28 protein-coding genes and 1 pseudogene are annotated in these 25,773 nt (G+C 33.8%); 22 read left to right on the top strand and 7 right to left on the bottom strand.

The window, feature by feature from the left end:
* Positions 1 to 8: 8 nt before the first annotated feature.
* The 3 genes from rsmG to HND39_06655 all read left to right on the top strand — a co-directional run bounded on the left by rsmG (position 9) and on the right by HND39_06655 (position 5,300).
* Entirely contained in the window at positions 9 to 692 is a 684-nt protein-coding gene (gene rsmG / locus HND39_06645) for a 16S rRNA (guanine(527)-N(7))-methyltransferase RsmG (protein QKJ95987.1), read from the top strand.
* A gap of 66 nt (positions 693 to 758) precedes the next feature.
* Positions 759 to 4,139, top strand: a complete 3,381-nt coding sequence (gene mfd / locus HND39_06650) for a transcription-repair coupling factor (protein ID QKJ95988.1) — start codon at positions 759 to 761, stop codon at positions 4,137 to 4,139.
* A gap of 84 nt (positions 4,140 to 4,223) precedes the next feature.
* Positions 4,224 to 5,300, top strand: a complete 1,077-nt coding sequence (locus HND39_06655) for a Fic family protein (GenBank protein ID QKJ95989.1) — start codon at positions 4,224 to 4,226, stop codon at positions 5,298 to 5,300.
* A gap of 211 nt (positions 5,301 to 5,511) precedes the next feature.
* Here HND39_06655 and HND39_06660 read toward each other — a convergent pair whose 3' ends face one another.
* Positions 5,512 to 6,099, bottom strand: a complete 588-nt coding sequence (locus HND39_06660; GenBank protein ID QKJ95990.1) for a DUF1579 domain-containing protein — start codon at positions 6,097 to 6,099, stop codon at positions 5,512 to 5,514.
* Positions 6,100 to 6,128: 29 nt separating this feature from the next.
* Positions 6,129 to 6,581 (bottom strand): YhcH/YjgK/YiaL family protein, encoded by a 453-nt coding sequence (locus tag HND39_06665; GenBank protein QKJ95991.1) that lies wholly within the window; start codon positions 6,579 to 6,581, stop codon positions 6,129 to 6,131.
* Positions 6,582 to 6,726: 145 nt separating this feature from the next.
* Between HND39_06665 and HND39_06670 the strand changes: the two genes are divergently transcribed.
* From HND39_06670 to HND39_06725, 12 genes and pseudogenes are all read left to right on the top strand, one after another.
* Positions 6,727 to 7,224 (top strand): YajQ family cyclic di-GMP-binding protein, encoded by a 498-nt coding sequence (locus HND39_06670; protein ID QKJ95992.1) that lies wholly within the window; start codon positions 6,727 to 6,729, stop codon positions 7,222 to 7,224.
* Positions 7,225 to 7,261: 37 nt separating this feature from the next.
* On the top strand, positions 7,262 to 7,702 hold the full coding sequence (locus HND39_06675) for a hypothetical protein (GenBank protein ID QKJ95993.1): 441 nt from the start codon (positions 7,262 to 7,264) through the stop codon (positions 7,700 to 7,702).
* A complete protein-coding gene (locus HND39_06680; protein ID QKJ95994.1) occupies positions 7,659 to 7,808 on the top strand; it encodes a DUF520 family protein in 150 nt (49 codons plus the stop codon). The genes HND39_06675 and HND39_06680 overlap by 44 nt, the downstream gene beginning before the upstream one ends.
* Before the next feature lie 72 nt (positions 7,809 to 7,880).
* A complete protein-coding gene (locus HND39_06685) occupies positions 7,881 to 8,156 on the top strand; it encodes a type II toxin-antitoxin system Phd/YefM family antitoxin (GenBank protein ID QKJ95995.1) in 276 nt (91 codons plus the stop codon).
* A gap of 2 nt (positions 8,157 to 8,158) precedes the next feature.
* A complete protein-coding gene (locus HND39_06690; GenBank protein ID QKJ95996.1) occupies positions 8,159 to 8,452 on the top strand; it encodes a type II toxin-antitoxin system RelE/ParE family toxin in 294 nt (97 codons plus the stop codon).
* Between the two features lie 332 nt (positions 8,453 to 8,784).
* Positions 8,785 to 9,648, top strand: coding sequence for a hypothetical protein (locus tag HND39_06695; GenBank protein ID QKJ95997.1), 864 nt, complete (start codon positions 8,785 to 8,787; stop codon positions 9,646 to 9,648).
* 21 nt (positions 9,649 to 9,669) lie between these two features.
* Positions 9,670 to 10,311: a hypothetical protein gene (locus HND39_06700; GenBank protein ID QKJ95998.1), complete on the top strand. Its 642-nt coding sequence runs from the start codon at positions 9,670 to 9,672 to the stop codon at positions 10,309 to 10,311.
* Positions 10,311 to 10,919: pseudogene (locus HND39_06705) on the top strand (hypothetical protein). The gene HND39_06700 and the pseudogene HND39_06705 overlap by 1 nt, the downstream one beginning before the upstream one ends.
* Before the next feature lie 726 nt (positions 10,920 to 11,645).
* Positions 11,646 to 12,383 carry a murein L,D-transpeptidase catalytic domain family protein gene (locus tag HND39_06710; GenBank protein QKJ95999.1) on the top strand — a complete coding sequence of 246 codons (738 nt, stop codon included), beginning with the start codon at positions 11,646 to 11,648 and terminating at the stop codon, positions 12,381 to 12,383.
* 128 nt (positions 12,384 to 12,511) lie between these two features.
* Positions 12,512 to 13,105: a peptide-methionine (R)-S-oxide reductase MsrB gene (msrB, locus tag HND39_06715; GenBank protein QKJ96000.1), complete on the top strand. Its 594-nt coding sequence runs from the start codon at positions 12,512 to 12,514 to the stop codon at positions 13,103 to 13,105.
* 532 nt (positions 13,106 to 13,637) lie between these two features.
* Positions 13,638 to 14,093, top strand: a complete 456-nt coding sequence (locus HND39_06720) for a hypothetical protein (GenBank protein ID QKJ96001.1) — start codon at positions 13,638 to 13,640, stop codon at positions 14,091 to 14,093.
* Positions 14,094 to 14,238: 145 nt separating this feature from the next.
* Positions 14,239 to 14,721 carry a CAP domain-containing protein gene (locus tag HND39_06725; protein ID QKJ96002.1) on the top strand — a complete coding sequence of 161 codons (483 nt, stop codon included), beginning with the start codon at positions 14,239 to 14,241 and terminating at the stop codon, positions 14,719 to 14,721.
* Between the two features lie 119 nt (positions 14,722 to 14,840).
* On the opposite strand, the gene HND39_06730 is transcribed toward HND39_06725, so the two are convergent.
* Positions 14,841 to 15,500, bottom strand: coding sequence for an NAD(P)H-binding protein (locus tag HND39_06730; protein ID QKJ96003.1), 660 nt, complete (start codon positions 15,498 to 15,500; stop codon positions 14,841 to 14,843).
* Between the two features lie 13 nt (positions 15,501 to 15,513).
* Entirely contained in the window at positions 15,514 to 16,236 is a 723-nt protein-coding gene (locus HND39_06735) for a hypothetical protein (protein ID QKJ96004.1), read from the bottom strand.
* Between the two features lie 170 nt (positions 16,237 to 16,406).
* Between HND39_06735 and HND39_06740 the strand changes: the two genes are divergently transcribed.
* On the top strand, positions 16,407 to 17,141 hold the full coding sequence (locus tag HND39_06740; protein QKJ96005.1) for a hypothetical protein: 735 nt from the start codon (positions 16,407 to 16,409) through the stop codon (positions 17,139 to 17,141).
* Positions 17,142 to 17,151: 10 nt separating this feature from the next.
* Here the strand turns inward: HND39_06740 and HND39_06745 are convergent, their stop codons facing one another.
* The 3 genes from HND39_06745 to HND39_06755 all read right to left on the bottom strand — a co-directional run bounded on the left by HND39_06745 (position 17,152) and on the right by HND39_06755 (position 20,749).
* Positions 17,152 to 17,682 carry a putative metal-dependent hydrolase gene (locus HND39_06745; protein ID QKJ96006.1) on the bottom strand — a complete coding sequence of 177 codons (531 nt, stop codon included), beginning with the start codon at positions 17,680 to 17,682 and terminating at the stop codon, positions 17,152 to 17,154.
* A gap of 120 nt (positions 17,683 to 17,802) precedes the next feature.
* Entirely contained in the window at positions 17,803 to 19,878 is a 2,076-nt protein-coding gene (locus tag HND39_06750; protein ID QKJ96007.1) for a S9 family peptidase, read from the bottom strand.
* 130 nt (positions 19,879 to 20,008) lie between these two features.
* Positions 20,009 to 20,749, bottom strand: a complete 741-nt coding sequence (locus tag HND39_06755) for a pirin family protein (protein ID QKJ96008.1) — start codon at positions 20,747 to 20,749, stop codon at positions 20,009 to 20,011.
* A 333-nt stretch (positions 20,750 to 21,082) separates the two neighbouring features.
* On the opposite strand from HND39_06755, the gene HND39_06760 reads away from it, so the two are divergent.
* From HND39_06760 to HND39_06785, 6 genes are all read left to right on the top strand, one after another.
* Entirely contained in the window at positions 21,083 to 21,517 is a 435-nt protein-coding gene (locus HND39_06760; protein ID QKJ96009.1) for a VOC family protein, read from the top strand.
* 25 nt (positions 21,518 to 21,542) lie between these two features.
* Positions 21,543 to 22,169, top strand: coding sequence for a dihydrofolate reductase (locus tag HND39_06765; protein QKJ96010.1), 627 nt, complete (start codon positions 21,543 to 21,545; stop codon positions 22,167 to 22,169).
* A gap of 1 nt (position 22,170) precedes the next feature.
* Positions 22,171 to 23,073 (top strand): VOC family protein, encoded by a 903-nt coding sequence (locus HND39_06770; protein ID QKJ96011.1) that lies wholly within the window; start codon positions 22,171 to 22,173, stop codon positions 23,071 to 23,073.
* A gap of 1 nt (position 23,074) precedes the next feature.
* The gene (locus HND39_06775; GenBank protein ID QKJ96012.1) at positions 23,075 to 23,734 is read left to right on the top strand and encodes a dihydrofolate reductase; all 660 of its coding nucleotides are present in this window, start codon (positions 23,075 to 23,077) and stop codon (positions 23,732 to 23,734) included.
* Positions 23,735 to 23,766: 32 nt separating this feature from the next.
* Positions 23,767 to 24,219, top strand: coding sequence for an SRPBCC domain-containing protein (locus HND39_06780; GenBank protein ID QKJ96013.1), 453 nt, complete (start codon positions 23,767 to 23,769; stop codon positions 24,217 to 24,219).
* A gap of 109 nt (positions 24,220 to 24,328) precedes the next feature.
* Positions 24,329 to 25,714 (top strand): MATE family efflux transporter, encoded by a 1,386-nt coding sequence (locus tag HND39_06785; protein ID QKJ97910.1) that lies wholly within the window; start codon positions 24,329 to 24,331, stop codon positions 25,712 to 25,714.
* Positions 25,715 to 25,773 lie beyond the last annotated feature (59 nt).

Below are 25,773 nucleotides of genomic sequence, written 5' to 3' on the forward strand. Positions count from 1 at the left end.
ATTTTTTTATGGCTGATAAACAGGACCAGTACTTAAAAGAACTAAACGTATTTTGTTGGGAAAACGGATTTAATCCAGAGCCTACCAGAACAGAGCGACTTGCCTATTTCGCTCATCTCGTCGTTGAAAAAAACAAAAAGATTAACCTGATTTCAAAACGTGATATTGATTCGATTGTAGAAAAGCACGTTTTTATTTCTGCATACATTTCAAAATATCTTCCTGAAAAAGTTACCAAGTTTTTAGATATAGGTACCGGTGGTGGATTTCCAGGTATTCCACTTGCCATAATGAGACCGGATATCAGGGGAGTGTTAGCAGATTCAACATTAAAGAAAGTCGAAGCGGTTAAGGATTTTATAGATAAATTGAAACTTAGTAATGTAATTGCTGAAAACCATCGAGTTGAAAGTGAAGAATTTATTTCCAGGCATGGTAATTCGTTTGATCTTATTGTTAGCCGGGCAACTGTTCCGCTTATTATACTTTTTAGATATGCGGTTCCACTTATTAAAGAGAAGGCATTCTTATTTGCAATGAAGGGTGGAGATTTGTCAGAAGAATTTTCAAAAGCTGAACTGAAGTATAAATCATATATAAAAAAATCAACAGTTTATGATCTGCATTATAAGCCTACTAATATCAGAAATCAAAAAGGCAAGAAACTAGTACTTCTCGAACTTCAAAAATAACATTATAATAAAAGGGCAGGATTAATTTACAACAGGGTTCAAATATTTGAGCCCTTTTTTGTTCCAATGAAATCAGAAATCATAAAGAAAATTGTTGGTATTCACGGCTTTGATGAAGTTATAAAAAAAATACTTCAATTGAATCACGACACGAATACAGTTCTCTGCTCACCACTTTACGGGGTTTGCAAATCACTATTCATCTTGCGATTGATTAAAATTGAAAATCAAATTGTTTTGCTTTTACCCAATTCAAAAATTGCTGAAGAAATATTTATCGAATTAACATTACTCGGTATCGAAGAGCAGAGCGTTCTTCTGACAGACTTCACACAGGAATCAGTGCAAGAAAAGCTGACTAAAATCTTGCAAATGAAAAAATTTGTTTTGATTTCAACTTATGAAATGCTGAAACTAAAACTTCCTCAAAAAGAGCGAGTCGAGAAAACCACAACAATCATCAGGACAGGCAATAACTTTAGCTATAATGAACTGCTTGAGTATTTTAATTTGATTAATTATCAAAGAGATAATTTTGTTGCAGCACCCGGTGAATTTTCTGTGCGTGGTTCAATAATAGACTTTTGGTCTTTCAGTGAGGCGAACCCGGTGCGACTTGAATATGACGGTGATATTCTTGAATCAATTCGCTACTTCGATCCGGAAAGTCAGAGATCAATAGAGAAAACAGAATCTGTAACTCTCGCAGAAATGGTGCAGCGAAAAGATGAGATAAATTCGGACATCTTTAACTACCTTGATAATCCTATTATACTTGCCTCGTCTTATGAACTCAAAACACAATACTTAACAAAGAAAGATAATGATGAGATTGAAAGAAATATTTTGAATGCGGGTGATAATGTTGAAGAATTCTCAGAGGTTAGCAAAACAAATTCTATTAAAGATGATTTTCAGGAAATGGAGTTCAATAATATCATAAACATTCCAGAGACTAAATGGATACTCGAAGAGGAGATTGCATCATCAGAAGATAGATTTGATTTTGGATTATCGGAATCGCCAACTATTAATTCAAATTATAATATTCTATACAGAGTTCTCAAAGATTATTCCGAAAAAAATTATGAAATTGTTCTGACGACCGAAAATGAGCTACAGACGAAACGGTTAACTGATCTGCTTTCCGAATACAATGAAGAGTTAGAAGGACTAATAGAATCAAAAAAAATAAAATTGGAAACACTTCCAATTAAAGAAGGATTTGTTAATCACAAAGAAAAAATACTTCTTCTTACAGATTACCAGATTTTTAATAAACCATATCGTTCCAGACTTACAACAAAGAAAAGATACAGCAAGTCAAAATCAAAAGCTGTTGCTTCGATATCGAAAGGGGATTTTGTTGTCCACGAAAGTTATGGAATAGGAAAATATGCCGGACTTCAAACATTGACCATTGGAGAAGTAAAACAGGAATCGATGAAACTTCTTTATAATGAGGGCGGAGTTGTTTATGTAAATCTTAACTATTTAAATCTTGTTAAAAAATATTCTTCTAACGAAAATCTCAAACCAACATTATCAACTCTTGGAACCGGAGAATGGGAAAAACGAAAATCGAAAACAAAAAAGAAAATTAAAGAAGCAGCAAGAGAGTTGATTGAACTTTATGCGAAGCGAAAAGCTACGAAAGGATTTCAATTTAGTTCTGACTCAATTTGGCAAAAAGAATTAGAAGCTTCGTTCTTTTACGAAGATACACCTGACCAGGAAAAAGTAACTAACGAGGTTAAGCAAGATATGGAAGCACAAAATCCGATGGATCGTCTTGTCTGTGGTGATGTTGGGTTTGGTAAAACTGAAATTGCTGTTCGTGCATCATTTAAAGCTGTGCAGGATGGGAAACAAGTTGCGCTGCTTGTTCCCACAACAATTCTTGCTGAACAGCATTTTAATACTTTTAAAGACAGACTTAGTCAGTTTCCTGTAAAGGTAGCTGCGCTTTCACGTTTTCAGACAAAGAAAGAACAATCCGAAATATTATCACAACTGAAACAAGGAAATGTTGATATTGTAATTGGAACTCACCGCTTACTTTCAAAAGACATTAAGTTTAAAGATCTTGGTTTACTTATGATTGATGAAGAGCATCGTTTTGGTGTTACTTCAAAAGAAAAGCTTCGTGAACTAAAAATAAATGTTGATACATTAACGCTGACTGCAACTCCAATTCCGAGAACGTTGAATCTTTCTTTACTCGGAGCGAGAGATCTTTCAATAATTGCTACACCACCGCCTAATCGTCAGCCGATTTACACAACAGTTTCAACTTTTGATGTATCCAAAATCAGAGAGTGGATTTACAGCGAATTAAAAAGAGGCGGACAGGTTTATTTTGTTCACGATCGTGTCGAATCAATTGGAAAACTTGCTGATCATCTGAAAAAACACATTCCGGACATTAAAATCGGAATAGCACACGGACAAATGAAATCATCTCAGCTTGAAGAAGTAATCCATGGATTCCTGAGCAGGAAGTATGATGTTTTATTATCAACAAAAATTATCGAATCAGGTCTAGACATTCCGAATGTTAATACCATTATCGTTAACAGAGCAGACAGATTTGGTTTGGCTGAACTACACCAATTGAGAGGAAGAGTAGGAAGATCAACCCGCCAAGCATACGCATATTTTATTGTTCCATCTTTGAGTGGAATGACAAAAAAAGCGATGAGACGACTTCAGGCGATTGAAGAATACACTGAAATCGGCGCAGGATTTAATTTATCTATGAGAGATCTTGAAATTCGTGGTGCGGGGAATTTGCTTGGCAAAGAACAATCGGGATTCATCAATGAAATCGGTTTTGATCTTTATATTAAAATGATTGATGAAGCGGTTGAAGAATTGAAGTATCAGGAATACAAAGAAATTTTCAAAACACTTCCAAAACCGGAAGACAGGACTGAACCGATACTTGATACATATTTTGAAATAGGAATTCCTGAAACATATATGCCCGAGCAAATGGACAGACTTAGTTTCTACACAGCGTTATATTCTGTAAAAAATCTGGAAGAGTTGGATGAACTGAAAGTAGAAATGGAAGACAGGTTCGGACCAAATCCTGAATTAGTAAAACGACTTTTACAGGTTGCGACACTTAAATATTACGCTTCCTTTGCTTTGTTTGAAAGAATTATTATGAATCGAAAGAATATTACTGTCATTTTACCAAAAGGAGAGAAGGAGGAATATTATAAATACAAATTTGTCGAACTGATGAGATTCATTTTAACCGAAAAGCGGGAAGTAGTTAAGTTTGAGCAGAAGAATGATACGATGAAACTGATTATAGACAACAACTTTAAATCACCGGAAAAATTACTTGAATTCCTAATTACCTTTAGCAAAAGTGTGAGCAAGTTGTTTGAAAATAATAATACTAATGAAAATTCTTCCGGTTATGCATCTTCTTAAAAATGAACTCTTGTCTCTGGAAGCATTACTTCATAAGTTTGCTTTCAATTATCATCTAATTCAGAAAAGGATAATCAATTACAAATGAGTTTTGTAAAAGAGAAACCGTATAACAAACTTCCCCTGCTTCTGCCGGATAAAAACAACTGGGAGACAATTGATGTTTATAAAAAACTTGCTGATGCCCGTGCGGCTTTAGCGGAGTTAAAGGGCAGATTACCGATTATACCTAATCCACTCATGTTAATAAACACACTGGTTCTGCAGGAAGCAAAGGACAGTTCGACAATAGAAAATATATTTACTACTAATGACGCTCTCTATAAAGCATTCTCATCAAATTTAACTAATGATATATCTACGAAAGAAGTTCTCCGTTATCGTGAGGCTTTGTGGAATGCATTTACAAAAATGAAAAAGCCTTCTGATTATTCTGAGAAACTAGCTGTTGAAATCTTCCGGACAATTACGGATAAGAAAGAAGAAATCAGAAAGGTGCAAGTGTATATAGGAAGCAAAGACCATATAGTTTATACGCCGCCATCATACGGAAATATCCTGAAGGAAAAATTAAATAATTGGTTTGATATTGCTCTTAAAGATAAAAGTGTTGACCCTCTCATTAAAATGGCGATTCTTCATTATCAATTTGAAGCCATTCATCCTTTCAGCGATGGGAACGGAAGAACGGGAAGAGTTCTGAATGTATTGTATCTCTGCAAAGAAAAGCTGATTGACCTGCCGGTAATCTATTTATCAAAGTTTATTCTCGACAATAAAAATGATTACTACAAATTATTAAGAGATGTTACTGAAAATAAAAAATGGGAAAGCTGGATTCTTTTTATGCTCGGTGGAGTAAATGAAACCGCAAAACTCACGCTGAACAAAGTGAATTCAATTTATGGAGAATATCTTTCTGTAATTGAAAAAGTAAAAGAAAAAGCGCCGGATATTTATACCCGCGAATTAATTGAAATAATTTTCAACCAGCCGTACTGTAAAATTGCAATCCTTGAAGAAAAGAAAATTGCATCGCGTAATACTGCAAGTAAGTATCTCCGAAGACTGGAAGAACTTGGCATACTTGTTTCAGAAATCGTTGGCAGGGAAACACTCTATAAAAATATTTTGCTCTTCAACATTTTATCTTCAAAATAAAAGTCCTGCGTAAAATCTAAACAAAATTGTGCACGTCAATAACTATATGCACAACGGTTGTGCAAGAGTTTCCTGATATGCACAAATAATTATCATTATTGTGCAAGTAAAACAGAAATGCACAGATTTTGTGCATATTTCTTATGATGGATTGATAATAGAGAATTAAAAAGCGGGCTGCAGAAAACCCGCTTTTACAGTGTGCAGAAATTTATTTGATTCTGGTGTACTTGATTTCCATCATTTTCATTTCGGGTCTTCCTCCTTCTTCCATATACATTGTGAACAAAGATTCATCATCATTGACATGCTGGATAATTTCCCGAACTTTATATTCACCAGTGAAACTCATTCCCGAACCGGTATAAGTAAAGGTTTTTGAGGCTTCATCGTAGCTGCCCTCGAGATTTAAGACTCCGGTTCCCATGTTATCAATCCAAACACTGAAGAATTTTTTTGTTGCATTATCGTAGCCGCTTATTGATGAACCTTCGAAAGGCATACCCATAAAGTTTGCGGTTTCGGTTGCAATGAAATATCTTCCGCCGAGCATTGACTCACATACGGATTTACCTACAGTTTCAGTTGGCGGCATATTGGGATCCATCCAGGATTTAATTTCAGTTTTCCATTCGCCAACACTCTTGGCAAGAAGTTCGTGCATAGTGCCAGGAGTCATATATTCCTGCCATGCTTTCATCATTGCAGGATCCATTCCTGCCTCTTCATCCTGTGCGAAAAGATTATTGGATGAAGCGACGAATAAGAAAACAAACAAAAGTGAAAATAATTTTTTCATAGTACCTCCATAAGTTTTTAATAATTTAATTAATTAACGCGGACTTTTATTACAAGTTTTTTTACGAATGAAATTTTTCCAGTTATTATCCCGGGCATATGAACATCCTCCGGAAAAAATATTGCGAACATACCTTCAGAAACTTTTGTGAATGATTTTTCACCTTTGAAAAATTCAACATCATTTTCTTCTTTATACGGTTCGAGAATTATCTGATTACCGAGTGGAGTATAACCAATTAATTCTTCCCCACTGATCACGTACTGAACATCAATATATTTTCTGTGGGCTTCAAGCTTTCCTTCAGATTCCGGTTTAGTTTTGTATTCGTTTATCAAAGCAAAAATATTTTCATCATCTGTCTCGTATTTACCCGGCGTAATTTTTTTCAAATCAGTATTATTAATGTATTCAAATGCTTTTTCAATTCTATTGCCCAATCCTTTGTAAAGATGTGCGTTTTCGATTTTGTCGATTATCATTTTTTTGGTTTAATATTGATATGAAAATAATGCCAGTAAAGATAAACTGACAGGAAGAATTTTAAAAGAATTATTGATGAACGGTAACTTCAGATCGAATCGCAGCAAGTAATTATTTATATTTGAGTAAAAAACCGGAGAAAATATGGCAAAAAATTCATCATTCGATATTGTATCTGAAATTGATTTCCAGGAAGTAGATAACGCAGTTAATCAGGCAATCAAAGAAATTCACCAGAGATATGACTTAAAAGATTCTGCAACAGAGATCGAGCTAAATAAAAAAGATAAGCTGATAAATATCAACACAAAAGATGACTATTCACGTAAACAATCAATTGATATTCTACAGACAAGGTTTATTAAAAGAAGTTTATCAATTAAAGTTATGAAGCTGGAAGAACCCGAACCGGCGGCAACCGGAAGACTGAAACAAAAAATTAATCTGCAAAGCGGAATTTCTAAAGACAATGCGAAGATAATTACAAAGATGATTAAGGATATGAATCTGAAAGTAAGTGCGCAGATAATGGATGAAAGAATCCGTGTACAGGGAGCTAAAAAAGATGATTTGCAGATCGTAATCTCAAAAGTAAAAGAAGCTGATCTTGATTTCCCTGTTCAGTTTGTTAATTATCAGTGAAGAATTTTAAATAGTTGAAAGCAATAGGAATACTTTTATGAAGAATAAATTAATTGTAAACACACTGCTTGTATTTTTAATATCGGCAAATCTTTTCAGCCAAGAAATAAAGGAAGATGACCCTGATTATAAACCAAGGAATTTGCAAGAGGCGATATCCCAGCTCGATATAATTTTTCCAGATTCAACTAAAGAACAAATCATTACAATGTCCGAAGATGAATTTGTGATAGACACTCATTTTTCTACAGGATTATGGATTAGGAATGAGTGGTTGTATGATAGAGTGTTGGGATACAGTATCGGGGATAGTGATTTACGAGAAGAATTACTTGAAATGGGGGTACCTTCAAATGATGATATGTCAGGATTAATTTTAAGATCCTATTATAGACATCTAACAAATCAAGATCTTAACATTGATCAACAGATAATTGAAATACAAAGATTTTATATTGAGCGGGAGAAAATTAATTGAAGTCTTGAACATTCAGAAGACGAAAAAAGATGACTTGCAGATTGTCATCCCAAAAGTAAAAGAAGCCGATCTAGATTTTCCTGTTCAGTTTGTTAATTACCAGTAGATAAATTTTAACTTGTAATATTGTGCAAAATATTGTACGTTTATCTGCACAATATTTTAGTCGGAGAATTTAATGCACAAAATACAATTAGACCAGGATATTCAACCTCTTTCCGAGTTCCGTTCCAAAGTAGCTTTTTACTTTGAAAAAGTTAAGAAGACAAAAAGACCTTTAATCATTACTCAAAACGGAAAAAGCACCGCAATATTGTTAGATGTTTCAGAGTATCAATCAATGCTTGATAAGCTGGAAGTAATTGAAGATGTTAAATTAGCAGAAGCACAACTCAGCCAGGGGAAGGAAATATCTCATAAAGAATTGAAGAAGAAGTTTGCCAGGAAAGCTTAATTATGAAAATATCCTGGTCACCACTTGCTGCTGATAGATTGGAAAATATTTATGAATACATATCAGTTGATAATAAAGCAGCAGCACAAAAAGTGGTTGAAAGAATTTTTAAAAAAGTTGAATCATTAGCAAAGAATCCTGAAAGAGGAAGAAAGGTACCCGAAACAAACAGAGAAGAAATCAGAGAATTATTTGAAAGTGATTATAGAATCAACTATCGCATTGAAACGAAAAGAGTTTCTATTTTGACAATCAGAAATTTTAAACAGATATTACCCGATAAGGATATTAAGTAAACGTGAAATTACTTTTTCAAAAATTAAAAGAAGCCGATCTTGATTTTTGTGTTTAGTTTGTGAATTACCAATGAGTTATCAAGCAAGAAAAAGTTTTGTAAAAGGATGATATATATGCACGATCTATTTTTAAATATTACGTCTATGAGAAAATTTGATTACAAATGGGGCGTAGATATGCATATGCACGTATATCTACGTTCCGAAACTAATTTTTCTGAGCAGTATAAGTAATAGATATACGTTTTATGAATAAATCATCATCAATAAAGAATTGTCCATTTTGCAAGAATCAGATTCCTATTAATTCAGAAAAGTGTCCTATTTGCAAAATGACTTTAATTGAACGAATTGAGTCTATAAAAAGGGAAGAACGTCCTTCAATAGATTCGCAGTCAAAAACTGAAAATAACGAAAAGCAATCTACTAGAAAAAATAAGTTTACCTTTGCAAGTAAAGATTATACAAACAAATTCTTTGATTTTTTAAAAAGAAAAAAAGGCTTATTAATATTTTCTTCTGTTGTAATTTTATTGATTTATTATTTTGCTCAAAGCAACAATTCCACCGAACCTGAAAAAACTTTATATAATTATGAGCTTGATAAACAAAACAATTCAAGTGAAGAAAATAATTCCAATTCGATAAATATTGAAAACAATCGAAATAATTACTCACCATCTAATATTGAGCGAGAAACATATTCTTCAACACCCGAAGAAAAACCTTTAGATAATCAAAAAGTCAAGGATTTCAGTAACATTCCCGAAAAATATATCCCCAACGGAAAAATATTTTTAAAAAATAAAAGATACTTTACGGGACTTGGAGAATTAACAATTAAAAATGGAACGAATAATGACGCAGTTGTTAAACTAGTCCCAATCACTATTAATAAATCCGCTCTGACTTTATATGTTAGAAGAAACTCTGATTTTACAATTAAAAAAATTAAAGACGGCAACTACAAATTATATTTTGTAGTCGGCAGACATTATGATGAAGATTCTTTAATTTTTCTTCAAGATTGCTCGTTTTCAGTATTTGAAAAAGGGTTACCTTTTACTACTAATGAATTTCAGTTAAAAGATAGAATAGAAAGAGAATATTCTGTTTCTGAAATCACATTACATCCTGTAATTGGTGGAACAGCCAGAACAGATGCAATAACTAAAAAAGATTTTTTATCCTTATAGAAATATTAAATTGGAGGTATTATGAACTCTATAAAATATTTTAAAAACATTGGATTTTTACTGTTTCTTTTCGGTTGCGCATCAACAAGAATGACTTCTTTCAAAGACCCAGATTATCAGAAAGCAGAATTTAAAAGAATTCTTGTTGTGGCGAATACTAATGATTTAGAAGACAGGCAAAAATTAGAATCTAAAATGGTCGAAGCCTTTTCCGATATTGGTGTTTTTGCTATGGAAAGCTTTAGATTATTTCCACCAACACGAGAATTATCCGATGAAGAAAAAGTAGACCTTTTACTAAAAAATGACATTGATGCTTTCATCTCAATTTCTGTTGGCGAAAGCGGAGTGAATGAAGTTTATGTTCCTCAAACGAGTTCAACAACAAAAACAAAAGGTAATGTAAATGTTTATGGTAATACTGCCACCTATAAAGAAAAATCAACAACAACATATCAAGGAGGTTATACATTAAACAAGCCTTGGGCTGAATTTGAAACCCAATTATATGATGTTTCAAATGGTCACATGGCTTGGATAGCAACTTCATTTACTGGAGGAAATGCTTATGCAAATAGAAATACAGTTATCAATTCATATTGTGGAAAGACGGTTGACCAATTATTAGAAGATAAACTTATCATGAAGTCATTGCAAAAATAATGGCACGAAGAAAGAAAAAAATATTTGGTAATTGTCAGATTTGTGAACAATATAAAAAACTTACAGATGACCACGTTCCACCCCAAGGTGGTATAAAAATAGACTCGGTTGAAATAAAATCAGCATTTGATTTTTTTTCAAAGCAGATGAAAAATAAATATTATTTTATTTCACAAAACGGAGTAAAGTTTACAACATTATGTGAGTGTTGTAATAGCAGACTTGGGCGTGAATACGATACAGTGTTAAACTCTTTTTCATTAGATGTTAACAAATTTCTCACTTCAAAATTATCACTCCTTAATTCATATAATATTGAAACAAAGCCAAATAGATTAATTCGAGGCGTGTTAGGACATTTGTTGGCAACAAAAGGTGAAATAGAGAAAACTCCTTTTGATGATAAAGTAAGAGAAATATTATTAGATGAAAGTAAACTAATTCCAGATGATATAAATGTTTTTTATTGGATTTATCCTTACAAGCTAACCATAATCATCAGAGATATTTTAATGCCTGCTATTCGTGGTAGGTATAATGATTTTGGATTCTTCCAAATATTCAAATACTATCCAATTGCATATTTAGTAGTTAATAAAAGTAACTATCATAACCTTCAATCACTTCGGGATTATAATTCTGCGAAGCTTGATACAGTAGCTGAAATAAATATTAGAATTAATGAGCAAAGGCATTGGAAGTGGCCTGAAATAGTTGAAGATGGAAATTTTGTTTTTTTAGGTAAAGCCGGAACTGAGGGAATTAAAGCCGAAAAACATATTAAGGGAAAAAACGTATAACATGTGCTTCCACCCGACAGCGTTTTCGCATTCGGTATTTTTATAATTTTAATGGTAGTCGTTCCGCGTCAGTTATCTTGTTCGGCTTTGTTCTACTAAACAAAATTTTTTAATCATTAATGTTTGTGCTTCTATTCAGCAATCTTATTCTGGACTGCGGCTTAGCACAACGCCGTTAATTAGCTCCAAATATTTGTCTTGCAATAAAAAAATATTTGTGAAAGATTGGAACCAATTTTTTACAAGTTAGTCTAACAGTTCAAATCAAAATTCAATTTTTCAATTGAGTAAATCAGGAGAATCAAAAAGATTATAAGCAGTTAAAAGATGTAGATTTATCCTTCCTCTTTTAGTCCTGTTCTTCTTTAAATTTTCACAGCATTTATAACCTGTTCCGTCAGCTATTTACGTCGGGATAATCCGTATTAATGACGTATAATGTCAGATATTATAACCGAATTGGATTTTTTTCAACGGTATGGAATTTGAAACTTACATCAATATTCAGGAACAAATGATGCAGCACAACAAAATATGAGAACATTTTTATTTGCTTTTATTGGAGTTTTTTCCCTCCTTTCAAATTCCATTTCTAACAGTGCCCCAGGCGAGAGAAATATAAATTCAGATGATAGTATCACTCCGGTTGTTGACAGTTATGATGTACTTCTTAAAAATCTTTATACAGAATGTAATCTCACAGATAAATTAGATTATGATATTTTTAAGCAAGCTATGGAAGGTTACACTTCAATAGACCTGGCAAATAAAAAATTAATTTCAATAATAGATTATTCAAAACCATCCAACGAAAAAAGATTTTTTATTATTGATATTGAAAACCGCAAACTGCTTTATCAAATCTTAGTTGCTCACGGAAAAAAATCCGGCTATCTGAATGCAACAAAATTTTCTAATAAATACGGATCGCACAAAAGTAGTCTTGGATTTTTCAGAACGGGCAAATCATATTTTGGAATAAGAGGGTATTCATTAAAGCTTGAAGGATTGGAAAAGGGAATAAACGATAACGCCATACAAAGAGGAATTATCATTCACGGTGCAGATTATGTTGATGAAAGAATTGCTAATGGTAACGGTGTTATCGGAAGAAGCTGGGGATGTCCATCTGTTTCTCTAAAATTATCCAAAACAATAATTAATTTGCTGAAGGGCGGCAGTATTCTTTTCATTTATGCTGATGATGAACTTTATAAAGAAAAATCTTTGATTGCAAACTTTGATCTGAACGATAATCCTAATCTGAATTAATTCATTCCTTTTCTTCACTTTAAAGTGCATTCTTTTTTGGGCTCTTCAGGATAAATCCAACCTGATTTTACCTTGCGAATTTTACAAATCAAAATTATCTTGCTAATAAATATGTACAAGGGTTTACAATGAAAAATTTATTAAATGTATTTTTAGTTTTTGTCTTGTTGTTCACGACGAGCTGTGCGCAAAGTGGCGAAGATAATGTAAGTCAAACAATTACAGAGAATAATAAAATGCAGAACTCAAAATCGAAAGATGTCTATATGGATAACAAAGAAACCAAATATCATAAACCAACCGATGAAGAATTAAAGAAGATGTTAACAGATGAACAGTATAAAGTTACTCAGTGCGAAGGAACTGAATTTGCATTCAAGAATGAGTACTGGGATAATCATCGTTCGGGAATTTATGTCGATATTGTTACCGGCGAACCACTTTTCAGTTCAAAAGATAAATTTGATTCAGGAACCGGCTGGCCAAGTTTTACTCAGCCGATTGATGCAAAATATATTGTCAAAAAAGAAGATCATTCGTACGGATGGAACAGAGTTGAAGTCCGAAGTAAAAATGGTGATTCACATCTTGGTCATGTTTTTGATGACGGACCTGGTCCAACCGGATTGCGTTACTGCATAAACTCAGCATCACTTCGCTTCATACCAAAAGAGAAAATGGAAGAAGAAGGTTACGGAGAATTTCTATCGTTAGTTGAGTAATTTATTTACCCTGAACTTGATTCAGGGTCTTTAGTATTTCAATGAAAATCAACTCTCTCATAGGGGCTGACTAATAAGTAAATTTTCTTTGTGATTCTTTGTGACTTCGCGGCCCTGCCTACCGCAGGCAGGTTAGTGTCAAATATAAATATTGAATAGCCGTTAAATTAAAAGATTAGCCACTAAGTCTCCAAGACACAAAGGCACACTATGTTACTTTTTAGTCTGCCCCATTATTGTTAGGAAAAACAAAGTTGATATTCTGCTATCTAAAAGTTAATAATAGGTCACGGTATAGAATAATCCCTTCTCTTTGAAAGCGAAGTATAGGGATGAGTTTGAATAGTACCATCCAGACAAATTCAATTGACACCCTTCTAAATTTTGATTAAATTTACAATGTGATTTTTGTCTAATGAGGTTAAAATGCTCAAAGAGTTCAATCACAGTTTCAATCCTACTAAATCCTCGTTCAGGACACACAATTCTATAACCCTTTTTGAAATTATAAATAATTTTTCAGGGAGTCATTATGAAATCAAAAAATTTTTCCTTCGTTTATTTTTTCCTGATATACTTGATTCCAGTATTATTATCTGCACAAGATATCAGTGTTCATGAATTTATTGGCAAACCAAAATCTGATGTGATAAAAACTTTTGGTAATCCCGTTCATCAGGATAACAGCAATCCTGAAATGATGTGTATGTTTTATCAAACCGCAACACTCAGGATGATTTTTGTTTCTAACAAAGAAGGAGTTTACCAGTCAGAAGCAACAGCCAATTATGACACGGAAGTTGAAGCAAGAAATGTATTTGAAAACATTTTACAAAACTCTAAAGCAAATGGGTTTGCAGTAGATTCTATTTCAGTAAACGATTATCAAATTTATAAAACCGGTATGAGAGCAGATTTGCAATTAACAGAAAATAAAATCTCTAAAAAATTTGATGTGAATATTAAAGCAAGGAAGTCAGAGAACTGATAATTAAAGTTAAAAAATAAATTTGAACAGAGGAGAAATTCTTACGTTCAATCAATGGTAAATTACGACTTTTTCATGCTAAACTCTTGAAAACACAGCGTTAAAGTAAAATTTAGATTCGCATAAAATTTGATTCGAATGAGGAATGAAAATCAAACTTTTGAAATTCTTCTTGTTACTAATTCAGATTTTATTTCTCTCATTCTCGTGTGAAGATGATCCTGTTGCGAGCAAAAACAATAACGGCTCTCCTGCAGATAGTGTTGAAGCTGAAGTTCATCGTCTTGTAAATGAACATCGAACAGGAATGGGTTTACCCGCACTCGTTTGGAATGATATAATTGCAAACGAATGCAGACAGCATAGTTTGGATATGGCGAATGCTCAAACAATAAATCACGATGGCTTTAACGAACGGATTAATAAAATCGGAGAAACTATTTCATGGAACTGGGCAGGAGAGAATGTTGCTTATAATTATAGTGCAGAAGCTGTGGTCATAGCATGGCTAAACAGTCCCGGACATAAAAGTAATATTGAAAGTAATTCAAACCTTACAGGAGTAGGAGTTGCTTACAATGGAAATACAATTTATTTCACACAGATTTTTATCAGAAACAATAATTGAAATAATTATTTTAGTTGTGTCATTCCGGTCGATCCGGCAATCGCCGGAGAAGAACCGGAATCTGTAAACGGGTAATTGTTTTAAATTCCTAGTCAAGCACCGAATGACAACTTGTTTGTTTAATTCTCCCTAAGTTTAAATATTTCATCACGTCCATAAATTTTAATTGGCTCATTATCCTCTTTATTTGCCGATGCTATCATTGCTCTTGCAACTTTTTCAGCCTCGATTGGTCTCTGATTTTTAAGAAAAGGAATTAATGGAATAACAGTCTTCAATATTCTTTCAGCAGTTTTTTCGCCAAATCTTTTTTCTTTTCTATTCCCAAGTAATAAAGAAGGACGAAATATTCTGATTTTGATATATGATAATTGCTGAACTTTCTCGTCAAGTTCACCTTTAATTCTCAGGTAAAATATTTTTGATTTTGAATTCGCTCCAACAGAAGAAACAAGAAAATAATTTTGAACTCCGTTTTCAGCAGCAGATTTCGCAATTTCATATTGATATGTTACATCAATTTTATATTGTGTTTCTTTGCTTCCTGCCTTTTTGATTGTTGTGCCCATTGCAGAAAATAATTCATCGCCAGTAATTAGTTGTTTCCATTTTCCCATCTCATCAAAATCAACAATGTATTCTTTAAGTTTCGGATGAATTATACCGGAAGATCTCCGGTTAAAAGTTTTTATTGATTGATAACGGCTGTCCTCAAGTAATTTTTTTACAAGTGTATGACCAACCAACCCAGTCGCTCCGATTATTACAGCTGTTTTCATAAAATATTTTTAATTACTTATTTGGAACTAATAATTCTTTGGTTTCATTTTCTCCGCTTGTGAATGTTCGCATATTCTCCGGAATATGTCCGTAATCACCGAACGTATCTAACTTCAGTGTTCCGTCAGCTCTTATTCGAATAATTGTCAGACTGCAATTTGTAATACTCATCTGCAGCCATGACATTGTATTAACATTTAAAATTTTTGTAACAAAATATCTGATAACATTTCCATGACAAACAATTAAATCATTTCTATCATTTTCATCTGGTGAAGGAACAAAATATTTTTTAAATGACACTTCAAGATTTTCAACACACTCAGCCAATTCGGATGAATCACTTTCTGCCATCACATCTTTCCGCCAGGTTGGTGGAGTGCATTCAGCAATTAAGCTGTCTTGCTGCAAAACAAGTTCCGGAAACTCTTTATTGATAACCATTGCGGTTTGTCTTGCGCGTGACATTGTGCTGCTTACAAGAGAATTAAAATCAACAGACATTGATTTCAACCTGTTTGCCAGCAATCTTGCCTGAGCAATTCCAAGCGGTGTCAATTCTTTACCAACGAATTCATCCCTTTCATCGTTCTCATTATAAAGTCCATGACGAATAAGATAAATTGTTCTTGTTCCTTTTTTGTCTGATCCGGAATTTTGACATAATGCTGATGATAGAAACAGGCAAAAACATAGAAGAAACAAATTCAAGAAAAGTAGTTTTGATTTATGCATATTTTATCCCGGTTTAGTTTTCGTAAATCTTACGCCGTAAGATATTTCATTTAAATTAAATAATTTAAGAATGGTTGATTATTCTTATGACTTTTAATGGCAAAATATTTGAACTCTTGAATAGATAATAATTCATTCAAATATTGTTATAAAAAAATTAGGAGAGAATAATGAAAAACCTTTTTATGCTGATCACAGCCACTTTATTTTTCATCCCTGCAAATATTCAGTCACAGGTATCGTTTCAAATTGGAGGTGGACTCGGATACATATCTCCGGTTGGAGGCTACGGTGGTTCAACAATTGACTTTTACAATGGAACCAAGTACGGAATGAGCAGCGGATTTAATTATCATGCAAAAGCAAGAGTAGGCTTGCTGGGCTTTAATTTGTTTGGTATAGTTGAATATTCAACTGTAAGCGGTGAAGGAGAAAGTGAACCAGGTCATGGTAAAGTTGAGAACTCACATGGGATATTTTCACTCAAAGCTGGTCCTGAATTTAATATTTCACCTCCGCTTTCACCAGTTGGCTTTTATCTTGATGGATTTGTATCAGTAAATACTTTTAGCGGTACAGTTAAATTTCAGGGAGTTGCAGAAGTTCCGAGCGGAGAATATAAATTTGAAAATGAAACAAGATTTGGTGCTGGCATCGGTGGCGGTGCTTTACTCGATATAATTCCGGTAGTAACATTCGATGTTGGAGTTCATTACAATCTTTACAACGTATTTGGTCAGCAGTACACAGGGACATCAACAAATCCCAAAAGACTTGATTCATATACTTCATTAAATGATGAGAAGGATCCTTTGTTCGGTACGGATGATGATATTTTTATTGTTGAAAATGCTCGTTCGATAAATGCCTGGCAGTTCACTTTAACAGCAATGATTGGAATTTAATCGAGAATTATTACCACTTCATCTTTTCTTTGAGTGAAATGATGTGAGCGAGATGGTGATTTCCGTGCCAAGCATATTGGCATACAGTTTCACTTAGTGTTTTCATTCCGGAATCGGGATGTAAAAATTTTTTTTCAAGCTCATTATCATTGAGTTGTTTTAACAATACAGTCCATCTTCTATGAAGTGAATCTATGAGCGTAAGCGAAACATTGATATCAAGTAATTTTGAATCAGGAAGTTCTGCCCAAAGTTTTTCATTATATGGTTTGATTACAGGGTTATCTTCTGTTAAGGCAAGTTTGAAACGAACATAAGCGTTCAGATGACTGTCAGCAATGTGATGAACAACCTGCTGAATAGTCCAGCCATCTGGACGATAACGAGTTCGTAGTTGTTCAGTTGATAATCCTCTTACTGCATCAGCAAGTCTTTGAGGAAGAGTTTCAATTTCTTTGATAAAACTATTGATTGCTGTTTTGTCAATATTTTCTTCCGGCTGGTATTTACCAATCGGATATTTTAATTTTTCATTGTCCATTTAACTGTTTCCGTATTTTTGCTTCTCAATGTATTAAGTTTTCTGTAAAGTTCTTTCAAAATAGAAAACCCAATCTCTGAAAAGAAATCGGGTTTGTTATTAGAATAATTTGCTATTTAACTATTTGTTCCCAGACAAAGCAGTGTTGAGATTAGGAATATTATCTGCTCCGTTCGGTACAGTTATGCTAGAACCTCTAAAGTCATCGCCAATAGGTTCAACACGTCCGCCAAGAAACAGTGATAAAAATATTTCAGTAACAGCATTGAATGACATTCTGTTTTCGGGTCTTGCAAAACCATGTCCTTCATCAGGGAATAAAACATAGGTAACAGGAATATTTTTTTCGTTCATTGCTTTTACAATTTGGTCAGATTCACTTTGTTTTACTCTAGGATCATTTGCACCCTGTCCGATTAACAATGGTTTTGTAATCTTATCAACAAAAAATAATGGCGATATTGATTCAAGGAATTTTTTTCCTTCTTCAGTTCGGAAATCTCCGACACGTGATGTGAACATATTTATTACAGGCAGCCAGTAAGGAGGGATTGTTTCCATAAGAGTATTAATATTTGAAGGACCAACAATATCAACTCCGCATGCGAACACATCAGGAGTAAACGTCAAACCAATTAAAGTTGCATAACCACCGTAACTTCCTCCCATAATTGCGACTTTATCTTTTTGTGCGATGCCTTCTTTAACTGCCCAATTAACTGCATCAATCAAATCATTGTGCATCTTCCCGCCCCATTCTTTATTTCCCGCATTAATAAAATCTTTACCAAAACCTGTTGATGATCTGAAATTCACACTCAACACAGCATATCCTCTGTTTGCAAGCCATTGATGAGTTGAATTGAAGCCCCAACTATCCCGTCCCCAGGGACCGCCATGAACAAATAATATCATCGGTAAAGGTTTGGATGGATGATAGTCTTCAGAGTTGCTTCCATAAGGCAGCGTCAAATAGCTGATCAGATCAAGTCCATCTCTGGATTTAATAATAACAGGATACATTTTTGAAAGCTTAACATTTTCAAGAGCTTTCCTGTTAGTGAAAAGAAATTTTGCTTTCTTCACTGACCGGTCATAAATGTAATAATAAATTGGTCCATCATCCTTCGTGTATGATACAACCCAGAAATTATCATCCTGCGATCTGTCTGTTACATTCACATCACCATCGGTTACGCTTTTAAGATAATCCATATCAGGTTTGATAGATTGATCAAGAATTTCCCATTCAGTCCGCAAGTAATCACAAGCCGCAGCCTCAATTGTTTTTTCGGTTGGATGGATCATTATTCCACTCAGATCAGCTTTTGGATTTTCAAAAATTAATTTTTTCTCGCCAGTGATGAGGTTTACTGATATTAAAGCAGCAGTGTTTCTGCCACGACTATCAATCATATAAAGTACATCGCCGGTTTTGTTAAAGCTGATAGGAGTTGTTGTCAGTGCATCTTCCATCGGAATTTTATCAAATGTTATCCAGCTACCGTTTCCGTCGGGCGTGAATAATTCCATACCTCCGTCAGATGTATTTTCAAATGCATATCTGATATTGTAATCATCATCAGTCTGAAATCCGGCGAACTTATCATTCTGTTGAATCAAATTCATATCACCTGTAATAATATTCAATCTGTAAATATCAAAGTATTGCGGATTACGGGTATTCAGACTAATCAGAATTTCATTTGGATGTTTATAACTAACTTCCTGAATATCTGCGCGTGGTCTTAGCTTGCGACCGTCGGGCATCGTTACTGGCTGACCATCAGGACCATTAATCTCTTCAAATGGTGTGAGGTTTACATCTTGTTTCGTTTTCACATTAACAGCATGTAACTGCCAATTTTCATCACCACCAAGATCCTGAAGATATAAGATCTGTTCATTGTTGTATGACCAGAAATAAATTCTGATTCCGCGGAGCGTATCTTTTGTAACCACAACTGCATCTTCCGGATTATCAATTGGCGCTACCCAAACGTTTAATACGTCATTGAAGGGTGCCAGATAACTAATCATCTGGTGGTTTGGACTAATTTTTAAAGATGCTTTGTCCGGATTTCCGAATAAAACTTTTCTGGATATCAATGGCTCATCCTGTGCTAAATTGCTTGGAATAAATAAACCGCATATAATAATGGAAAAGCAAAGCAGACGAATAATTTTGTCTTTCATATCAAACCTCTATAAAATTTTTAGTTTTGAGTTGACAATTATTTAATAATAATATTTCAACATATCCTGTAAACAAAATTAAAAATCAAACGTCTGTTGTTGTACATATACTTGATAAACGGATTTAAAGTTACATCATTGGTACCTCAATAAACAGAAGTCTCGAATCTTCACTTGCATTAATTGATATCTCCTCTGTTTCCCAAAGACCAATCCCGTCACGTTTGAATAATTTGTCATCACCCACCGAAATATTACCGTCAATTAAAAATAAATAAACACCATTTCCTTTAGTGTGAATTTTATAATTAAGAGATTTACTTTTTTCTAAATCTGATAATGCAAGGTATGCATCCTGGTTCAACCACAAGTTATCACCCTTCTTTTCAGGAGTGACAATGAATTGCAGTTTATTTTTTCTTTCTTCCGAATTAAAAAATTTCTGATTGTATCTTGGTTCGTGTCCTTTTTTATCAGGGAAAATCCAGAGCTGTAAAAGTTTTGTTGTTCCATCATTCAGATGATTATATTCCGAATGATGAATTCCGGTTCCTGCGGACATCACCTGAATTTCGTCAGGATAAATCACACCTTCACCACCAGTGCTGTCTTTGTGGGCAACAGCACCTTCCAATGGAATGGTTACGATTTCCATATCGTTGTGAGGATGTGTTCCAAATCCTTCTCCAGCTTCAATTGTGTCATCATTCAAAACTCTCAGCATTCCAAAGTTAACGCGTTCAGGATCGTAGTAGTTACTAAAGCTAAAAGTATGATAAGTTTTCAACCAACCATAATCAAAATGACCCCTGGTATTTGCTTTATGAATGATTGTTTTTCCCACAAAGCGGGTTTTCGTTTCACTCAACATTTTATCCTTTCGTTTATTTGTTACTTAACCAAATAATTAAATATAAATAATAATTTAGATGATTAGATAAGCTCTATCTCCGACAGTTTCAATATAACATTAGATGAGTGTTTTGAATCACCATTTATCATTAAAATCCAATATTATAAAATTTAAACTTGAATTTAAGATAATACTAATAGTAACTTACTATCAACAGCACTAGAATTCTTTATCTTGTTTTCCTTTCTGTGTTTTAACTTAACACCAAGCTCGTCCACTTTGTGGTCAATCAAAAATTTTCGTTTTAATAAATTAATTATTTTATTCAATTAATAAATCCCGGAGGATAAAATGAAATCAATAAATCCTTATTTAAATTTTCCCGGAAACACCGAGGAAGCTTTTAATTTTTACAGAGACATTTTTGGAGGAGATTTTGTCGGCGGTATAAATCGCTTCGAAAATGTACCCGGTACTGAAAAGCTGAGTAAAGCAGATAAACAAAAAGTAATGCATATTGGTTTGAAAATGGGAAAAGATAATTACCTGATGGCTACAGATGCATTGGAATCAATGGGCTTCAATGTAACCTTTGGTAATAATTTTTATATTTCAATTGATGCTGATAGCAGAGATGAAGCGGACAAATTATTTAATAAACTTTCCAACGGTGGTAAAGTTGAAATGCCAATGGCTGATCAGTTTTGGGGAGATTATTTTGGTTCACTCGTAGATAAATTCAACATCCGATGGATGGTAATTTATACTCCTCCAAATGCGAATTAGAAAAAAATAAAGGAAGGAATTATAAATGTCGAATGAATCAAAATCTCTATCTGCGGGAAGAAAATTAAAACTGCAAGTTCAAATGACAATTGATGGTTTTGTTGCAGGTCCAAATGGTGAACTGAATTGGTTAACATGGAATTGGGGTGATGATATTAAAAAGTATGTAAATGAATTGCACGATTCTGTTGATACAATTCTTCTTGGAAGAAAAATGACGGATGGATTTATTTCGCATTGGTTGTCAGTCATTGAAAATAAAGATGTATCGTCAAAGGAATTAAGCGAAAATTATGAATTTGCAAAAAGAATGATTGATATTCCAAAAGTTGTTTTCACCAAAACTATCAAAAAACATAATTGGGTAAATACGTCACTGGCTACTGGTGATTTAACAGAAGAAATAAAAAACTTAAAAGAAAAATCTGGTAAAGATATTATTGTATATGGCGGTGCCGGATTTGTATCATCATTAATTAAAAATAATCTTATTAATGAATACAATCTTTTCATTAATCCATCTGCAATAGGAAAAGGTGTGGAAATGTTCAGCAGACTTGATGAAAAAATAAATTTAAAACTTTCAGAGAGTGTTGCATTCGATTGCGGAATCGTTTTGAATAAATATGTAACAAATAGTAAAGGAAATTAATATGCAAAAAATAACTCCATTCCTTTGGTTTGATACACAAGCTGAAGATGCAGCAAAATTCTATTCAACTGTATTTGACAATTCGAAAATAGTAAATGTCAGCAGGTACGATGAATCTGCTGCAAAGGTAACCGGAATGCCTGTCGGTTCAGCATTTGTCATTTCATTTCAACTGGAAGGAAATAATTTTACTGCAATGAATGCGGGTCCACATTTTAAAATCAATGAGTCGATATCACTTTTTGTTTATTGTGAATCTGATGAAAAGATTGAAAGAATTTACAAGAAGTTATTGGATGGCGGAAGTGCATTGATGTCATTGGATAAATATGATTGGAGTCCGAAATATGCCTGGGTAAAAGATAAATTCGGACTTTCATGGCAATTGACGGTTGAGAAAATAAATTCAGCACAGAAAATTTTGCCAGCATTTTTGTTTGTGAATAAAAAATCAGGTAAAGTAAAAGAAGCAGTTGATTTCTATACTTCAGTATTTCCCGATTCAAAAATTCTTCTGGAAGCTCCGTACCCGGAATCACAAAATCTTCCGAAGAACACTCTTCTCTTTGCTCAATTTAGTTTGTCAAAATATTTATTTAACTCAATGAGCAGTACGCTTGAACATGATTTCGATTTTAACGAAGCTTTCTCTTTTGTTGTTGATTGCAAAGATCAACAGGAAGTTGACCATTATTGGAACAAACTAACATTTGATGTCGGCGAGGAAAGTATGTGTGGTTGGCTAAAGGATAAGTTTGGAGTATCATGGCAAATAACTCCCAAAATTCTGATTGATATGATGAATGATAAAGATCCGGTCAAAGCTCAAAGAACAATGCAGGCAATGCTGAAGATGAAAAAAATAATTATTTCAGATCTGGAGAAAGCATATAAAGGAAATTAATATGAGAAAATTAATTATAAATACTTTTGTTACACTCGATGGTGTAATGCAGGCACCAGGTGGACCAGAAGAAGATCCAACAAGTAATTTTAATTTCGGCGGTTGGTCTTTCCATTACTGGGATGAAGTGATGGGAAATTTTATGGATGAATTTATGTCAAAGCCATTCGAACTGCTTCTCGGAAGAAAAACTTATGAAATATTTGCTGCTCATTGGCCATATATAACAAACGATCCGGTTGCTGATAAATTTAATGCAACAAAAAAATATGTTGCTTCCAGAACAGTGAATAAACTTAATTGGGCGAATTCTATTTTGATAAAAAGTAATGTCGAAAATGAAATTAAAAAAATAAAAGAACAAAATGGACCAGAACTTCAGGTTCATGGAAGCAGCAACCTTATCAAAACTCTCGTTAATGAAAATCTTGTGGATCAATTTAATATCTGGACTTTCCCTGTAACTGTTGGAAAAGGAAAACAACTGTTTGGTGAAGGAGTGAATGCATCCAATCTCAAACTTGTTGATGTTAAATCATCAGGCACAGGAGTAATCATTGCAACTTATCAACCTGCCGGAGGATTAAAATTAGGATCATTCGCATTAGAAGATGAAACTGAAGAAGAACTTGCCAGGCGTAGAAAGCTTGCTTCTGAATAATGAATTATAAAAAAATATTAAGGAGTATAGCCATGCAAAAACTAAATTTCTCAATCGTAATTAAGGCATCGAAAGAAAAAGTTTGGAACACAATGCTTGATGACAAAACATACCGTCAATGGACAGAAGCGTTTTCACCCGGTTCTCACTTCGTTGGCAGTTGGAATAAAGGAAGTAAAATGCTTTTTCTCGGACCGGATCAGGACGGTAATATTGGTGGAATGGTCAGCAGAATAAAAGAAAATAAAAAACACGAATATCTTTCTATCGAACACCTTGGTCTTGTTCAGGATGGAAAAGAAGATACAACAAGCGATGCAGTAAAACAGTGGGCTGGTGCACTTGAGAATTACACATTCAAAGATCTTCACGATAAAACAGAACTGTTGGTTGATATGGACATCAATGATGAGTACAAAGAAATGTTCGAAAATATGTGGCCTCCAGCACTTGATAAACTAAAAATACTTGCAGAGACAAAGTAATTTGTAATAAATTGCCTGCCATTTTTTGCTATTAAAAAAATCAGAATAAAAGTTGAAAGAAGAATTAGAATATGAAATAGGTTTGGAGAATAATCCAGACAACCGAAATATGAAATCCCTTTGGCAGGAATTAAAAAATGCAATAAGGGGAAGCGATGCTGATTATACAGAAATAAAAATTGGCAAAGCAATTTTTCTACTTGCAGTTCCGATGATACTTGAGTTGATTATGGAATCAACTTTTGCAGTTGTTGATATTTATTTTGTCGGAACACTTGGTGCTTCTGCTGTTGCAACGGTTGGTCTTACTGAAACATATTTATTTCTGCTTTACTCAATTGCAATGGGATTAGCAACAGGAGTTACTGCAATAGTCGCAAGACGAATTGGAGAAAAAGATAAAGAGAAAGCAAGCATTTCTGCTATACAGGCGATCTTTATCGCACTGGTTGCTTCAATTCCATTTATGATCGCAGGTATATTTTTCGCAAAAGAATTACTCGTATTGATGGGTGGTGATAAATGGACAATTGATCATGGTTATAAATATACTCAGTGGATGCTGGGAGGAAATGTTGTAATCATATTGCTGTTTGTTATTAATGCAATCTTCCGTGGTGCTGGTGATGCTGCAATTGCTATGCGTGTACTCTGGATAGGAAATGGAATTAATATGATTCTCGATCCTATATTAATTTATGGACTTGGACCATTCCCCGAATTAGGAATTGAAGGTGCGGCGATTGCTACTAACATCGGAAGAGGTGTTGGAGTAATTATGCAACTCTGGTTTCTTTTCAAAGGTGTTAAACATATCAGGGTTTTAAAATCACAATTTCAACTTCAATGGGAAACAATTAAAAAAATAATTAAAACTTCTCTTGGCGGAATTGGGCAAATGATTGTTGCAATGACCTCGTGGATTTTTATAATGAGAATAATTGCAGACTTCGGAAGTCAAGCCGTGGCAGGTGCAACTATTGCAATCAGAATAATGATGTTTACCATGATGCCTTCGTGGGGAATGTCAAATGCAGTAGCTACACTTGTTGGTCAAAACCTTGGCGCAAAGCAGCCCGATCGTGCTGAACGATCTGTTTGGATCACCGGAATTTGGAACATGTCATTTTTAATTCTGGTTTCAGTTGTATATTTCTTCTTCAGTGAAAACCTGGTCGGAATTTTTACAGATGAGCCAGGTGTTATAGAAGTCGGAGGAATGTGGCTCAAGATAGTGTCATATTCGTATTTTGTTTATGCATGGTGGATGGTTTCCGTACAGGCATTTAATGGTGCTGGTGATACTATGACTCCAACAAAAATAAATCTTGTATTTTTCTGGTTGATACAAATTCCGCTTTCATACTTTCTCGCAAAGATTGTTGAAATGGATATTTCAGGAGTTTTCTGGGCAATATTCGCTTCAGAAACTGCAGTTGGTTTATTCACACTTTGGTTATTCAAAAAAGGAACTTGGAAAAAAGTTGTATTATAAAGTAAACCATTACAAATGAAATCGGATTTTAAAAAACAAATTTTTGTGATGTTGGATTT

Source organism: Ignavibacteriota bacterium (assembly GCA_013285405.1).
Classification (GTDB): domain Bacteria; phylum Bacteroidota; class Ignavibacteria; order Ignavibacteriales; family Ignavibacteriaceae; genus IGN2.

What these genes read in the sequence shown, in the direction of transcription:
- rsmG (QKJ95987.1), top strand. Translation starts at nt 9, where the DNA reads ATGGCTGATAAACAGGACCAGTACTTAAAAGAACTAAACGTATTTTGT.
- mfd (QKJ95988.1), top strand. Translation starts at nt 759, where the DNA reads ATGAAATCAGAAATCATAAAGAAAATTGTTGGTATTCACGGCTTTGAT.
- HND39_06655 (QKJ95989.1), top strand. Translation starts at nt 4,224, where the DNA reads ATGAGTTTTGTAAAAGAGAAACCGTATAACAAACTTCCCCTGCTTCTG.
- HND39_06660 (QKJ95990.1), bottom strand. Translation starts at nt 6,099, where the DNA reads ATGAAAAAATTATTTTCACTTTTGTTTGTTTTCTTATTCGTCGCTTCA.
- HND39_06665 (QKJ95991.1), bottom strand. Translation starts at nt 6,581, where the DNA reads ATGATAATCGACAAAATCGAAAACGCACATCTTTACAAAGGATTGGGC.
- HND39_06670 (QKJ95992.1), top strand. Translation starts at nt 6,727, where the DNA reads ATGGCAAAAAATTCATCATTCGATATTGTATCTGAAATTGATTTCCAG.
- HND39_06675 (QKJ95993.1), top strand. Translation starts at nt 7,262, where the DNA reads ATGAAGAATAAATTAATTGTAAACACACTGCTTGTATTTTTAATATCG.
- HND39_06685 (QKJ95995.1), top strand. Translation starts at nt 7,881, where the DNA reads ATGCACAAAATACAATTAGACCAGGATATTCAACCTCTTTCCGAGTTC.
- HND39_06690 (QKJ95996.1), top strand. Translation starts at nt 8,159, where the DNA reads ATGAAAATATCCTGGTCACCACTTGCTGCTGATAGATTGGAAAATATT.
- HND39_06695 (QKJ95997.1), top strand. Translation starts at nt 8,785, where the DNA reads ATGACTTTAATTGAACGAATTGAGTCTATAAAAAGGGAAGAACGTCCT.
- HND39_06700 (QKJ95998.1), top strand. Translation starts at nt 9,670, where the DNA reads ATGAACTCTATAAAATATTTTAAAAACATTGGATTTTTACTGTTTCTT.
- HND39_06710 (QKJ95999.1), top strand. Translation starts at nt 11,646, where the DNA reads ATGAGAACATTTTTATTTGCTTTTATTGGAGTTTTTTCCCTCCTTTCA.
- msrB (QKJ96000.1), top strand. Translation starts at nt 12,512, where the DNA reads ATGAAAAATTTATTAAATGTATTTTTAGTTTTTGTCTTGTTGTTCACG.
- HND39_06720 (QKJ96001.1), top strand. Translation starts at nt 13,638, where the DNA reads ATGAAATCAAAAAATTTTTCCTTCGTTTATTTTTTCCTGATATACTTG.
- HND39_06725 (QKJ96002.1), top strand. Translation starts at nt 14,239, where the DNA reads ATGAAAATCAAACTTTTGAAATTCTTCTTGTTACTAATTCAGATTTTA.
- HND39_06730 (QKJ96003.1), bottom strand. Translation starts at nt 15,500, where the DNA reads ATGAAAACAGCTGTAATAATCGGAGCGACTGGGTTGGTTGGTCATACA.
- HND39_06735 (QKJ96004.1), bottom strand. Translation starts at nt 16,236, where the DNA reads ATGCATAAATCAAAACTACTTTTCTTGAATTTGTTTCTTCTATGTTTT.
- HND39_06740 (QKJ96005.1), top strand. Translation starts at nt 16,407, where the DNA reads ATGAAAAACCTTTTTATGCTGATCACAGCCACTTTATTTTTCATCCCT.
- HND39_06745 (QKJ96006.1), bottom strand. Translation starts at nt 17,682, where the DNA reads ATGGACAATGAAAAATTAAAATATCCGATTGGTAAATACCAGCCGGAA.
- HND39_06750 (QKJ96007.1), bottom strand. Translation starts at nt 19,878, where the DNA reads ATGAAAGACAAAATTATTCGTCTGCTTTGCTTTTCCATTATTATATGC.
- HND39_06755 (QKJ96008.1), bottom strand. Translation starts at nt 20,749, where the DNA reads ATGTTGAGTGAAACGAAAACCCGCTTTGTGGGAAAAACAATCATTCAT.
- HND39_06760 (QKJ96009.1), top strand. Translation starts at nt 21,083, where the DNA reads ATGAAATCAATAAATCCTTATTTAAATTTTCCCGGAAACACCGAGGAA.
- HND39_06765 (QKJ96010.1), top strand. Translation starts at nt 21,543, where the DNA reads ATGTCGAATGAATCAAAATCTCTATCTGCGGGAAGAAAATTAAAACTG.
- HND39_06770 (QKJ96011.1), top strand. Translation starts at nt 22,171, where the DNA reads ATGCAAAAAATAACTCCATTCCTTTGGTTTGATACACAAGCTGAAGAT.
- HND39_06775 (QKJ96012.1), top strand. Translation starts at nt 23,075, where the DNA reads ATGAGAAAATTAATTATAAATACTTTTGTTACACTCGATGGTGTAATG.
- HND39_06780 (QKJ96013.1), top strand. Translation starts at nt 23,767, where the DNA reads ATGCAAAAACTAAATTTCTCAATCGTAATTAAGGCATCGAAAGAAAAA.
- HND39_06785 (QKJ97910.1), top strand. Translation starts at nt 24,329, where the DNA reads ATGAAATCCCTTTGGCAGGAATTAAAAAATGCAATAAGGGGAAGCGAT.